Source organism: Ornithinimicrobium sp. F0845 (genome assembly GCF_023015765.1).
GTDB lineage: Bacteria > Actinomycetota > Actinomycetes > Actinomycetales > Dermatophilaceae > Ornithinicoccus.
The window spans coordinates 212749-225664 of sequence record NZ_JALKAL010000007.1; the positions used below are offsets into that span (position 1 = coordinate 212749).

The window sequence follows — 12916 nt, forward strand, 5'->3', positions numbered from 1 at the left end:
CACTCTCACGGCACCGGTCGGGCGTCCAGCCCGGCCGGTGCTGCACTATGTGTGCCATGCGCACACGTGAGATCGCCGAGGAGCTCCGCCCCGACCTGGTTGCCCTGCGGCGCGAGCTGCACCAGATCCCCGAACTGGGGCTGCACCTGCCGCTGACCCAGCGCAGGGTGCTCGACGCCCTGGCAGACCTGGACCTCGAGATCACCACCGGCGAGGGCCTCTCCTCGGTCGTGGCCGTGCTGCGCGGCCACGCGCCCTCCCCCGCGGGACGGGAGGACCGGCGCCCAGTCGTCCTGCTCCGCGGCGACATGGACGGCCTGCCGGTCACCGAGGAGCTGGAGCACCTCGACTACCGGTCCGGCCACCACGGTCAGATGCACGCCTGCGGGCACGACCTGCATACTGCCGCCCTGGTCGGCGCGGCGCGCATCCTGGACCGGCTCCGCGACCAGCTCGCCGGCGACGTGGTGCTGATGTTCCAGCCCGCCGAGGAGGGACCCGGCGGTGCCGAGCCGATGCTGGCCGAGGGGCTGCTGGGCGCGGCCGGACGCCCGGTGGAGGCCGCCTACGCGATGCACGTGTCGTCCTCGGAGTACCCGCTGCGCCAGTGGTTCTCCTGCCCCGGCCCGATCATGGCCGCCGCGGACACGGTGCACATCGAGGTCACCGGCCGGGGCGGGCACGGGTCCCAGCCGCACTTCTCGCTCGACCCCGTCCCGGTGCTGTGCGAGATCGTCCTCGCCCTGCAGACGATGCTGTCCCGCAGCTTCGACCCCTTCGACACGGTGGTGCTCACCGTCGGTCGGATCGCGGGCGGCACGAAGGACAACATCATCGGGGACACCGCCGACCTGTCCGCGACGCTGCGCACCTTCTCCCCCGAGACGCGCACCCTCGCCCTGGCCAACATCGAGCGGGTGGCGCACCACGTGGCGGCCGCGCACGGTCAGACTGCGCGGATGTGGACGACCGAGGCCTATCCCGCCACGATCAACGACCGCGCCGAGTACGACCTGGCCCGGCAGGTCGTCGAGGACCTGTTCGGGACGGATCAGTATGCCGATCGGCCGGCTCCCGAGATGGGTTCCGAGGACATGTCGTTCGTCATGAACGAGGTGCCCGGCGCCTACTTCTTCGTCAGTGCCTGCCCAGCGGAGGACTACGTCAACGCCCCCACCAACCACTCGCCGCGCGCCGAGTTCGACGACGTCGTCGTGCCGGATGCCGCGGCCTGGTACGCGGAGGTCGCGCTGCGCCGCACGGCACAGGGTTGACGGACCGCAGGCTGAGCTCAGTCCCTGGTCTCGACGAGCCCGGCGGCCTCGAGATCCGTGATCACGGTGCGCAACAGCTCGACGGCGTCGCCGGGCGGGGCGCCGTGCCGCTGCGCCAGTCGGTCGCCGAGCTCCTCCAGACCGATCCAGTCGGTCGCGAACTCCCGCAGGCTGTGCGCCAGGGCGCTGACCCGCAGCACCTGGCCGCCGACGAGGACGACGGCCTCGTCGCCGCGGACCACCTCGTCGAGCACCGTGACGGAGCGGACCCTCTTCGAGCCCAGGTCGCCGGTCACGGCACCCTCCCGCAGATCTCGTCGACGAGCGGCGCCAGGTCCTCCGCCGCGCCGTACGTGACCCGGACCGCGCCCCCCGTGCTCTCCAGCAGGTCGGCGAGCCAGGTGAGCGGGCGGTCGGTCCCCATGAACCCGGAGGTCTCGGGCGCCAGGTCGGTCAGCGCCTCGAGCGTGTCGAGCGGCGTGACCTCCGGCTCGCCCTCGCGGCCGTCCTCGCGCCGCAGCAGGACGACGCCGGCGGGCCGTGCGGGCACCGACGGCGCCACCAGCCCCAGCGCCGACGGCGCCACCTCGTCCTTGATGCCGGCCCAGTCCGGGCGCCGGGTGGAGATCGGCTTCAGGTAGGGCGCGATCGTGCCGTCCCGGCGGATGCCGACGGTCTCGTCGCTCAGGTAGCTGCGGGCCGGCCCTAGGACCCGGCAGGCGGTCGACTTGCCGGTGCCGCCGGGCGCGACGAGGACGACCGCGGCCCCCGTGACCGGATGGGCCAGGGCCCCCGCGTGGAGCATCAGCAGGTCACCGGTCCGGGCGTGGATCGCGGCCCGGGTCACCTCCTGGGTCAGCCGCTGGAGCAGCGAGCGCTCGTCGGTGCCCCGCAGGACCCCGTCGGGACGACCCTGGCCCCCGCCGCCCAGCTCCACCTCGACGCTGACCGGACCCTCCTCCGCCGGTGCCCCCACCGCCGGTGCCCCCACCGCCAGGGCCGCCACGGCCAGGTGCCACCGCTCGGCCACGGTCCGCGCGAACGCGCCCGCCCCCTCCCCGGAGACGACGACGTCCACGTCCGTGTCGAGGACCCGCAGGGGCACGACGGCCGTCTCCACGGCACTGTCCGTGGCGCTCCCCACGGCGCGGTCCGCGGCTCCCTCGGCGGCGCTTTCCCAGGCGGTCTCCACAATCCCCAGCCTAGAGACTCGCACGTCAACGCCGGGAACAGCACCTCGACGACTACGCCTCGCGGAGGTGGCCACGTACCCTGAGGGCGTGGACCTGACCCCTGCCCTCACCGCCTGGCTGCTGCTGGCGGCCGTCCTGGTGGCCAGTGGCGTCGGCAAGCTGCGGCACCCGGAGGGGACCGCGGAGGCCATGATCGCCCTCAAGGTGCCCGACGCCCTCAACCGGCCCTGGCTGCTGCGCGCCCACCCGTGGGCGGAGATCGTCCTGGCCGTCCTCCTGCTCACCCTGCCCCACCCAGCCTCCCTCGGGGTGGCGGTGGTCGCACTGGCCCTCTTCACGACGTACCTGCTTCTTGTATGGCGTGTGGTCGCCTCCGGCGAGGAGGCCTCCTGCAACTGCTTCGGCAGTCTCGGGTCGGGGACCGTCGACGGGTGGACCGTCACCCGCAACGCGGTGCTCGTGGCCGTGGCCCTGGTGACCGTGGTCGACGCGGCGACCGGCGGCTCGGCCATCGCCCGGTTCGGCGACCTGGGCACCGACTGGTGGTGGGTGCTCGGGCTGGTCGTCACGGCGGCGGTGACCTACCTCGTGGTGCGCGAGGGTGACGCCCCGGCCGCGGACGAGCTGGAGGTGATGGAGCCGGAGGAGGACTACCTGCGGCTGCCGATCCCCGACGTCCCGGTGCGCGCCCAGGAGGGTGGCGCCGAGACGTCGCTGCGCGACCTGGCCGGCGAGCGCGCGCAGGTGCTGCTGCTGCTCAACCCGGGGTGCGGGCCATGCAAGATGATCACCGGCCGGGTGGCCGACTGGGCCAGGGAGGTGCCCGAGATCGACTTCCGGGTGCTGCACGCGATGACCCACGAGAATGCGCGCGAGCTGGTCCCGGCGTGGGACCCGTTCTACGTCCAGGAGGTCGGCGGCGCGGTCGGCAGCGTCTTCGGACAGCCGGGGCGCCCCGCGGCCATCCTGTTGGGCATGGACGGCCTGCTCGCCGGCGGACCGGTGCAGGGGCACCAGGCCGTGGAGCAGCTGGTCGCCGACCTGACCGAGCAGATCACGGCGGCACGCGAGGCCAACGCCGAGGCCGTGCGTCTCAACGAGGAGCACGCCGCCGAGGCCGAGCGGCTGGAGTCCGAGCGGGTGGCGCAGGAGTGGGCCCAGTCGGAGGAGACGACGGACGGGGCGACTGAGGGGAGCGAGTCCGACTCGGCCTCCTCCCGGTCGGCCGGGGCGCGCTGAGTGGAGGGTCTGCTCGACGGACCGTTCTGGATCGCCCTGCTCGTCCTCTTCCTCGGGGCCATGGTCCGGGGTCAGGCGACCTACTGGCTCGCCCGCGTGGTGACCGAACAGGCCCTGGCGCACACGCACCCGGTGCAGGGGTGGCGGGCCAGCGTGCACGACTGGCTGCAGGGGGAGGGACCGCAGCGGGGCCGCGCCGCGATCGAGAAGTGGGGGCTGGTGATGATCCCGCTGTGCTATCTCACGGTCGGCTTCCAGACCCTGGTGATCGCGGCGGCCGGGATGCTGCGGATCCGCTGGCCGCTGTTCACGCTCGTGCAGATCCCCGGTGCCGTGGCCTGGGGCCTGCTCTACGCCACCATCGGCTTCGCGATGTGGGGTGCGGCACTGGCGGCCATCGCCGGCTCGCCGCTCGCGCTGGCGGGACTGCTCGCCATCCTGCTGGTCGTGGTCGTGACCATGGTCCTCGCCCACCGCAGGAAGCAGGACCGGCCCACCGACGTCTGACAAGCGGGATGTCGGTCACGGGTGGCAGGATCGGGGGCTATGCCGGAAGCCACGACCGCCACGCCGCCGTCCGCCCCACGCGACACCGTCCAGGCACCGCCGGACGCCGCGCCAGCCAGCGACGCGCACGACGTCATCCGCGTGCGCGGTGCGCGGGAGAACAACCTCAAGGACATCAGCGTCGAGATCCCCAAGCGGCGCCTCACCGTGCTCACCGGGGTCTCCGGGTCGGGCAAGAGCTCGCTGGTCTTCGGCACCATCGCCGCGGAGTCGCAGCGACTGATCAACGAGACCTACAGCACCTTCGTGCAGGGCTTCATGCCCACCCTGGCGCGGCCCGACGTCGACCACCTCGAGGGGCTGACGACCGCGATCATCGTCGACCAGGAGCGGATGGGCGCCAACATCCGCTCGACCGTCGGCACCGCCACCGACGTCAACGCGATGCTGCGCATCCTGTTCAGCCGGCTCGGCCAGCCGCACCTCGGCTCGGCGAAGGCCTTCTCGTTCAACGTCGCCTCGATCTCCGGCGCGGGGGCGGTGACCCTGGACAAGGGTGGTGAGAAGGTCAAGGAGCGTCGCGAGTTCAGCATCACCGGCGGCATGTGTCCCCGCTGCGAGGGCACCGGCAATGTCACCGACTTCGACCTCACCGCGCTCTATGACGACAGCAAGTCGCTGCGCGAGGGGGCCCTGACGATCCCGGGCTACAGCATGGATGGGTGGTACGGCCGGATCTTCATGGGCAGCGGCTTCCTGGACGCGGACAAGCCGATCAGGGACTACACCAAGAAGGAGCTGTCCAACCTCCTCCACAAGGAGGCCACCCGCATCAAGGTGGAGGGCATCAACGTCACCTACGAGGGGCTGATCCCCCGCATCCAGAAGAGCTTCCTGTCCAAGGACCGCGAGGCGATGCAGCCGCACATCCGGGCCTTCGTCGACCGGGCCATCACGTTCACCACCTGCCCGGAGTGTGACGGCACACGGCTCAACGAGGGCGCCCGCTCCTCCAAGATCAAGGGCCTCAGCATCGCCGACGTCTGCCAGATGCAGATCAGCGACCTCGCCGGGTGGATCCGGGACCTGGACGAGCCGTCGGTCGCTCCGCTGCTGGAGGGACTGCGCGACACGCTGGACTCCTTCGTGGAGATCGGGCTGGGCTATCTGTCGCTGGACCGCCCCTCCGGGACGCTGTCGGGTGGCGAGGCACAGCGCACCAAGATGATCCGTCACCTCGGGTCGGCGCTCACCGACATCACCTACGTCTTCGACGAGCCCTCGATCGGGCTGCACCCGCACGACATACAGCGGATGAACACCCTGCTCCTGCAGCTGCGCGACAAGGGCAACACCGTGCTCGTCGTCGAGCACAAGCCCGAGACGATCGTCATCGCCGACCACGCCATCGACCTCGGCCCCGGCGCCGGGACCGACGGCGGCCAGGTGGTCTTCGAGGGGACGGTCGAGGGACTGCGTGCCAGCAACACCCTCACCGGGCAGCACCTTGACGACCGGGCCAGGCTGAAGGACTCGGTGCGCACGGCGACCGGTGCCCTGGAGATCCGCGGCGCCGACACCCACAACCTGCAGGACGTCGACGTCGACGTGCCGACCGGGGTCCTCGTGGCCGTCACCGGCGTCGCCGGCAGCGGCAAGAGCTCGCTGATCCACGGCTCGCTCGCCCGCCAGGACGGCGTGGTCGTCATCGACCAGACCGCGATCAAGGGTTCGCGCCGGAGCAACCCGGCGACCTACACCGGCCTGCTGGAGCCGATCCGCAAGGCGTTCGCCAAGGCCAACGGGGTCAAGCCGGCGCTGTTCAGCCCCAACTCCGAGGGCGCCTGCCCGACGTGCAAGGGCGCCGGTGTCGTCTACATGGACCTGGCGATGATGGCGGGGGTGGCCTCGACCTGCGACGAGTGCGACGGCAAGCGGTTCCAGGCGTCGGTGCTGGACTACACCCTCGGCGGGCGCAACATCAGCGAGGTGCTGTCGATGTCGGTGGGCGAGGCGGAGGACTTCTTCGCCGAGGGCGAGGCCCGCATCCCCGCGGCCCACAAGATCCTGACGCGGCTCGAGGACGTCGGGCTGGGCTACATCACTCTCGGCCAGCCACTCACGACGCTTTCCGGCGGCGAGCGCCAGCGGCTCAAGCTGGCCGCCCAGATGGGTGACAAGGGCGAGGTCTACATCCTCGACGAGCCCACCACCGGTCTGCACCTGGCCGACGTCGAGAACCTGCTCGCGCTCCTGGACCGCCTGGTCGACTCCGGCAAGTCGGTCATCGTCATCGAGCACCACCAGGCCGTCATGGCGCACGCCGACTGGCTCATCGATCTCGGTCCCGGCGCCGGCCACGATGGCGGGCGGGTCGTCTTCGAGGGCACGCCCGCCGACCTGGTCGCCGACGCCTCGACGCTGACCGGGCAGCACCTGCGCGACTACGTGGCGTGACCGCTCACCGTTCGCTGGTCGAGGCCGTCCGGGAGGCGCTCGCCGCAGCGGCCGACCCCGAGCGTGCGGCCGGGCAGCAGCGCTACATGAAGTCCGCGATGCCCTTCCGTGGGCTGACCAGCCCCGTGCTCAGGGCGACGCTGAAGCCGATCCTCAGCGACTCGTCATACTGGCTCGGCGATCGGGCCACCTGGGAGGCGACCGTCCGAGCGCTGTGGGACGAGGCGACCTACCGGGAGGAGCGCTACGCCGCGCTGGCGCTCGCGGGGCACCGGCGCTATCGGGAGCACTGCGGCGTCGGCACCCTTGAGCTCTACCGCTATCTGGCAGAGACCGGTGCGTGGTGGGACCTGGTCGACGACATCGCCAGTCACCACGTGGCACCCGTGCTGCTGCGGCACCGCGAGGCGGCGACGCCGGTGGTGCGGGCGTGGGCCGAGGACGACTCGCTGTGGGTGCGGCGGGCCGCGATCCTGTCCCAGCTGCCCGCCAAGGGCGAGACTGATCGGGCGCTCCTCGGGCACTGCCTGGAGGTTAACCTGCCGGGCAGTGAGTTCGGGTCGGAGTTCTTCATCCGCAAGGCGATCGGGTGGGCGCTGCGCGAGCTCGCCAAGACCGACCCGGAGTGGGTCCTGGACTTCGCTGCTGCCCATGAGCTCAGTCCGCTGAGCCGCCGGGAGGCCCTGAAGCACCTGGGGTAGGGGTGTGCTCCGGTCGTGTGCACAGGGCTCTCCGGTCGGTGGCCACCGCAGTGGCGGGGCCTTGTCGATCGCGCAAGAATTTCTGTGCCGGGTCTGTCGATCTGGATCCGGCCCGTTCGACCAGAGAGTGAGAGGGACCACCGAGGTCACTCCACGACCCAGGAGCAGAACGATGAAGTACATGCTGATCATGCGCTCGACCGACGAGGCCGAAGCAGCCTTCGCGGATGTCGACTTCACCGAGGTCATGGACTCCATGGGCAGGTACAACGCTGACCTGATCTCCGCGGGTGTCCTGGTCGCCGCCGAGGGTCTGGACGATGCCGCGAAGGGCGTGGTCGTCGACTACTCCTCGACCCCGCCCGTGGTGACCGACGGTCCCTACGGTGAGACCAAGGAACTCTTCGGCGGCTTCTGGATCCTCGACGTCGCCTCCCAGGAGGAGGCTGTCGAGTGGGCCAAGCGTGCACCCTTGGCCGGCCCGGGCACGAAGGCCGAGATCCGTCGCGTCCCGAGCATCGACGAGTTCCCTGCTGACAACAAGTGGATCCAGAAGGAGCGGGCGTGGCGGGAGTCGACCGGCCAGCTATGAGGGTCCGTGCCCCAGGAGTCTGATCCCCGAGCTGCCGTCGAGGCGGTCTGGCGCATCGAGTCAGCCCGCCTCGTCGGCGCGCTCGCCCGCGTCACCGGGGACTTCGCCCTGGCTGAGGACCTGGCCCAGGAGGCGCTCGCCGAGGCCCTCATCTCCTGGCCGCGGGACGGGGTGCCCCAATCGCCGGCCGGATGGCTGATGACAGTGGGCAAGCGACGGGCCATCGACCACTTCCGCCGGAGCTCCGCCCTCACCGACCGCTACGCCGCGCTCGCTCGCGACCTCTCCGAGGGTGAGGCGGCGGCTGGAGCGTCCAGAGGTGCGGCCGGACCGCTGGCTGGCTCCTGGGAGGGTGCGGGTCCCGGTGGCGTCGGTGCTGGCGCAAGCCACAGCGATCTGCTGTGGGACCCGGACCGCATCGACGACGACGTCCTGGCCCTGATCTTCGTGGCCTGCCACCCGGTGCTCTCCCGGGAGTCCAGCGTGGCCCTGACACTCCGCGTGGTCGGCGGGCTCGGCAGCGAGGAGATCGCGAGGGCTTTCATGGTGCCGACCGCGACGGTCCAGGCACGCATCACCCGGGCGAAGAAGACCCTCGCGGCGGCTCAGGTCCCGTTCGAGGTTCCGGCAGAGCAGGACCGGCCCGAGCGCCTCAGCCAGGTGCTGTCCGTCATCTACCTCATCTTCACCGAGGGATCGACCGCTACGGCTGGATCGACCCTGATGCGCACCGACCTGGCGCACGAGGCGATCCGACTGTCCCGGGTGCTCGCCCAGCTGTTGCCGCAGGAGGCCGAGGTCCACGGTCTCCTCGCCCTGCTCGAGCTGACCGCCGCACGCTTCCCGGCCAGGCTCGACCCGGAGGGGCGACCCGTGCTGCTCGACCACCAGGACCGGCGACGCTGGGACCGGTCCGCCATCCGGCGTGGGAGCGCGGCGCTCCGACGAGCGGCGACAGTGGGACGCGGTCTGGGTGCGTACGGTCTCCAGGCCGCGATCGCGGAGTGCCACACGACCTCGCCGCGTTTCGAGGACACGGACTGGGATCGGGTCGTGGTGCTGTATGAGGCGCTCGGACAACTGGCTCCCTCCCCGGTCGTGGACCTCAACCGTGCTGTGGCGGTGTCGATGGCCGAGGGACCGGCCACGGCTCTCCGCATCGTCGACCGGCTGAGGACGGACAAGACCCTCCAGGGTTCACACCTGCTCCCCACTGTGCGAGGTGAGCTGCTCACTCGCCTGGGGCGGGCCAACGAAGCGCGCGAGGAGCTGGAGGAGGCGCTGCGGCTCTGCGGCAACGAGGCGGAGCGCCAAGTCCTGAGGACCAAGTTGGACGCACTGCCGGCCAGCACCTGACCGAGGTTGCACCGAGAGTGCAAACGGCCCGAAGGTGGGGCAGCCACCGCTCGGCACAACGTCGCACGTCACGGCAGCACCGACTGGGCAGGCACTCGAAGGCAGGCAGCACCGACTGGGCACTCGCGTCACACGTGCTGCAGTGCTCGGTCACTCCCTCGGCTGTTCGGCCCCGGCCGCGCGACCCGCAGGTCAGGCGGCCGAAACTTCTCGATGGTCGCGGGGATAGGTCACCCACTGCTGGCCATAGGGGTCGGTCCAGATCACGCGACCGTCCTCAAGCAGCTCGGCCCGCCAGGCGGTGGCGTGCTTGAGACGGTGATGGTGCCGACACAGACAGATCAGGTTGCGCGCCTCGGTCGGGCCCGCGGGCCAGGGCACCACGTGGTCGATGTCGCAGCGCTCCGCGCGTCGAGAGCAGTTCGGGAAGCGGCACGTGGCATCACGCAGCCGCACGAATCGGGCAATGCCTGCCGGCGGCCGATAGCCCGTCGCGCGGGTCTCGACGGTCGTCCCGGTCTCCGGGTCGATCAGCATGCGGGTGATGGAGACCCCCAGGTCCGCGGCCATCGACAGGACCAGGGGCACGGGGATCACGCCGATCCCGGGGACCTCGACCCCCACGCCGTCAGGGTCGGAGGGGGCCAGCTGCGGCCAGTACTGCTCCCACGCCGAGCCGGCGGGTCCGGTGCAGTCAGGAGCGCGGGGGCCGCCAAAGGCCTCGGGCACGAGGTCACCCTCACCGGTCTCGGCGTCGCCGGCAGGAACCTCGGCACCGGCGTCGGTCTCCGTGGCCGTGCCGGTGACGGGAACCGCCAGCGTCAGCGCCGCCTTGATCGTGGCGTTGCCCAGGATCAGGTCCAGCAGTGCGTCGGCGCGGCACTGGTCGAGACTGCGCTCGGGGTCGTCGAGCTTGCTCTGGTGGGCGAGGGCGTCGATCGCGGCCCACGCCTGGGCCGACTCCGCCGCGGGCAGTTGCGCCATCCACTGCGTCATGCCGGGCAGGTGTGAGGCGCGCGTGCTCACGAACCGCTCAAGGCGCGCCCGGGCCGCGCGCTGCCGCACGGCGTCAGGATCGATGTCGGCGAGCTCCTTGCGGATGCGCGAACGGATCCGGCCGGGCGTCTTCGAGTGCGACCACGGGTGGATCTTCTCCTCCACCGCCGCGCAGACGTCATGACTGGCCTCGGCCAGCTCTCCGCGATCACCTGCGCGCGGAAGAGGTCAAGGTCCCCCGCGGCCAGCGCGGCCAGCGTCCGCGGCAGGTCAGCGGCCAACTTGGCCGACGTGCGCACGCGGGTCGCCGCCGGACCGTGCGACATCCCCAGCAGCGGCGCGAGGGTGTCGGAGGCGAACTCGTCGACGAAGCCCACCCCGCGGTCCACCCGCTGCAGACCGGTGTCGGTGTCCACCAGGGTCCGGGCCGCGAACTGGGCGATCCGCACGACCTGAGCAGCCTGGGCGGACCCGGCCATGATCTGCAGGCCACGGATCTGACCAACGAGGTCGGAGTCCGTCAACCACTCCCCTCCATCGACCGCCTCGTCGAAGACCTCATGAGCGCCCCCGCTCAGCTCGGAGAGCAGCTCAGGGACGGGCAGCCGCACCGCGGCGCCGTCCTCGCTGAACCCCTCGACCATCATGCGAACAAGCGTATGACGAGCCACCGACACTCGCCCTCAACTGTCCACAACCGGCCTAAGTCCCAGGGGTGGGTGGGCTCCTTCCGGCGCCCGCGACGCAAGCCCGGTCAACCGTCGCGCGCCGGCACGGCACCAAGGGTCACCACGCCGGCCGGCCCGGAGACGGTCACCACGTCCTGCAGCTCGGCCCCGTCTGCGATGGCGGGCAGCGTCTCCTCCTCCACCGCGAAGTACACGTGGTTGCGCGGCGCCCAGGGCCACCAGGCATCGCGCCACATCACGACACCTCCGTCGGACGGACCGTTCGCGTCGGACACCGAGAGGAAGACCATGCCCTCCGCGTCCACCAGCTGCGGCCAACCCTGGCCGTCCGCCGACACGACATAGGTCTCACCGAGCACCACCACCCGGCCCCCGACATCCACCGGGTCGACCTCCACTCCGGCAACGGTCGGGTCGTCGAGGTCCTGGTCGTGCCAGGCCAGCGCATCGACGGACCACTGCACTCCCGTGGCGTCAGTGCCCGCCTCCCAGTCAAAGACCGCCAGGTCCGCCGTGGCCAGCTCACGGGTCTGCACGACCGGGCCGGCCACGACACCGTCGGGCTCGCCGTCCTCCGGGAACAGCTGACGCGCAAACACCGCCTCCTGCGGCAGCCTCGCCGCCGTGAACACGCCGCCCACGCCGACAGTGGTGTCCACCTCAAACAACGTCTCATCATCGGCAACGCCGATCATGCCCAGGTCCGGCAGTTCGAACCCGGTGAGATCGACATCGCCGTCGCGCAGCTCCACCGTCTCAGCCACCTGTCCACCCGCCGTCCAGACCCGATCACTGTCGTGGAAGACGATGTCGCGCGGCGTGTAGTCCGCGGCCCCGAGGGTGTACCAGTAGGTCAACTGGTCGCCATCGGCCTCGACCGTGCCCAGCGACGACGAGCCGTAGGTCGTGGGAGCGACCACGCTGCCCGGCTCCCCTGCCGGGGTCCGCCAGATCAGGACCGTGGCGCGCTCGCCGACGAACAGGTCGGCCCCACCGGCCATCGGCCGACCTACCACCGTCTCCTCATGACCGCTGACCACGAAGGTGGCGGACGAGCCCTCCGGTCCCTTGGTGACGGTGAGCGGAGCGACCTCGCCACCCCGGGTCACCCCGTCGAGGATCGTCACGGTCGTCGGCTCATCCACCTGCCAGGTCACGCTGGCCGGTGTGATCTCCTCGGCGCCGAGCAGCCCGCTCCCCGGCCCGACGCCCCACCAGAGGGCACCGGCGGAGGCGGCGATCGTCATACTGCCGGCCAGGACGCGGCGGCGACGCACCCGTCGGCGCCCTGTGGCCACCACCCCCGGCACGTCCACGTCCAGGTGCGGGGTGTGCGCCGCGACCCGCTCCAGCAGCGCCGTCACATCACGATCAGACACGGTCGTCCTCCTTGAGCGAGGCCCGCAGGGCCGCCAGCCCGCGGGAGGTGTAGCCCTTGACCGCCCCGACGCTGACACCCATCGTCTCGGCGGTCTGCTTCTCCGACAGGTCCAGGTAGTGCCGCAGCACCACGCTCTCCCGCTCACGGGGACCGATGGCCTGCAGCGCGCGCACCACGTCGACGACCTCGGTGTCCAGGGAGTTGGTCAGTATGTCGTGGGGCTGGTCCACGAGCACCTCGCGGCGGGTGCGTCGCCAGCGGTCGGTGTGCAGGTTGGCCAGGACGCGGCGGGCGTAGGCCGTTGGCTGCTGACCCCCGATGCGCGGCCACTTCAGATAGACCCGGACCAGCGTCTCCTGGACGAGGTCCTCCGCGGCGTGCCGGTCGGCGGTGAGCATCCACGCCGTCGTCAGGAGCCACGGCTTGACGGACGTCGCGAACTCGACGAACGACTCCTCCTGCGCCCGGCGCACCTGACACCTCCCTTGCCGCTGGCCACTCTGCCCTGTCGACCGTCCCTAACGCAGCACC

The 12916-nt window shown here is 71.3% G+C and carries 13 protein-coding genes; 7 read left to right on the forward strand and 6 right to left on the reverse strand.

Going from position 1 to position 12916, the window contains the following annotated elements:
• Nucleotides 1-56: 56 nt before the first annotated feature.
• Complete coding sequence (locus MWU75_RS12185; protein WP_247091017.1) at nucleotides 57-1274, forward strand: M20 family metallopeptidase; 1218 nt, start codon at nucleotides 57-59, stop codon at nucleotides 1272-1274.
• A gap of 17 nt (nucleotides 1275-1291) precedes the next feature.
• Here MWU75_RS12185 and MWU75_RS12190 read toward each other — a convergent pair whose 3' ends face one another.
• Nucleotides 1292-1570 carry a hypothetical protein gene (locus tag MWU75_RS12190; RefSeq protein WP_247091019.1) on the reverse strand — a complete coding sequence of 93 codons (279 nt, stop codon included), beginning with the start codon at nucleotides 1568-1570 and terminating at the stop codon, nucleotides 1292-1294.
• Nucleotides 1567-2466 (reverse strand): hypothetical protein, encoded by a 900-nt coding sequence (locus MWU75_RS12195; RefSeq protein ID WP_247091021.1) that lies wholly within the window; start codon nucleotides 2464-2466, stop codon nucleotides 1567-1569. Before MWU75_RS12195 ends, MWU75_RS12190 begins: the two co-directional genes overlap by 4 nt.
• 88 nt (nucleotides 2467-2554) lie before the next feature.
• On the opposite strand from MWU75_RS12195, the gene MWU75_RS12200 reads away from it, so the two are divergent.
• From MWU75_RS12200 to MWU75_RS12225, 6 genes are all read left to right on the forward strand, one after another.
• Nucleotides 2555-3706 (forward strand): MauE/DoxX family redox-associated membrane protein, encoded by a 1152-nt coding sequence (locus MWU75_RS12200; protein WP_247091023.1) that lies wholly within the window; start codon nucleotides 2555-2557, stop codon nucleotides 3704-3706.
• Nucleotides 3707-4213: a VTT domain-containing protein gene (locus tag MWU75_RS12205; RefSeq protein ID WP_247091025.1), complete on the forward strand. Its 507-nt coding sequence runs from the start codon at nucleotides 3707-3709 to the stop codon at nucleotides 4211-4213.
• Nucleotides 4214-4252: 39 nt separating this feature from the next.
• Nucleotides 4253-6670, forward strand: coding sequence for an excinuclease ABC subunit UvrA (locus MWU75_RS12210; protein ID WP_247091027.1), 2418 nt, complete (start codon nucleotides 4253-4255; stop codon nucleotides 6668-6670).
• A complete protein-coding gene (locus MWU75_RS12215; RefSeq protein WP_247091029.1) occupies nucleotides 6667-7371 on the forward strand; it encodes a DNA alkylation repair protein in 705 nt (234 codons plus the stop codon). The genes MWU75_RS12210 and MWU75_RS12215 overlap by 4 nt, the downstream gene beginning before the upstream one ends.
• A 172-nt stretch (nucleotides 7372-7543) precedes the next feature.
• A complete protein-coding gene (locus MWU75_RS12220; RefSeq protein ID WP_247091031.1) occupies nucleotides 7544-7963 on the forward strand; it encodes a YciI family protein in 420 nt (139 codons plus the stop codon).
• Nucleotides 7964-7969: 6 nt separating this feature from the next.
• Nucleotides 7970-9319 carry a DUF6596 domain-containing protein gene (locus MWU75_RS12225; RefSeq protein ID WP_247091032.1) on the forward strand — a complete coding sequence of 450 codons (1350 nt, stop codon included), beginning with the start codon at nucleotides 7970-7972 and terminating at the stop codon, nucleotides 9317-9319.
• A 192-nt stretch (nucleotides 9320-9511) separates the two neighbouring features.
• Here MWU75_RS12225 and MWU75_RS12230 read toward each other — a convergent pair whose 3' ends face one another.
• From MWU75_RS12230 to MWU75_RS12245, 4 genes are all read right to left on the reverse strand, one after another.
• Nucleotides 9512-10432 (reverse strand): HNH endonuclease signature motif containing protein, encoded by a 921-nt coding sequence (locus MWU75_RS12230; protein WP_247091225.1) that lies wholly within the window; start codon nucleotides 10430-10432, stop codon nucleotides 9512-9514.
• The gene (locus MWU75_RS20330) at nucleotides 10342-10962 is read right to left on the reverse strand and encodes a hypothetical protein (protein ID WP_247091034.1); all 621 of its coding nucleotides are present in this window, start codon (nucleotides 10960-10962) and stop codon (nucleotides 10342-10344) included. Before MWU75_RS20330 ends, MWU75_RS12230 begins: the two co-directional genes overlap by 91 nt.
• Nucleotides 10963-11069: 107 nt before the next feature.
• Nucleotides 11070-12383 carry a hypothetical protein gene (locus tag MWU75_RS12240; protein WP_247091036.1) on the reverse strand — a complete coding sequence of 438 codons (1314 nt, stop codon included), beginning with the start codon at nucleotides 12381-12383 and terminating at the stop codon, nucleotides 11070-11072.
• On the reverse strand, nucleotides 12376-12858 hold the full coding sequence (locus tag MWU75_RS12245) for a SigE family RNA polymerase sigma factor (RefSeq protein WP_247091037.1): 483 nt from the start codon (nucleotides 12856-12858) through the stop codon (nucleotides 12376-12378). Before MWU75_RS12245 ends, MWU75_RS12240 begins: the two co-directional genes overlap by 8 nt.
• Nucleotides 12859-12916: the final 58 nt, after the last annotated feature.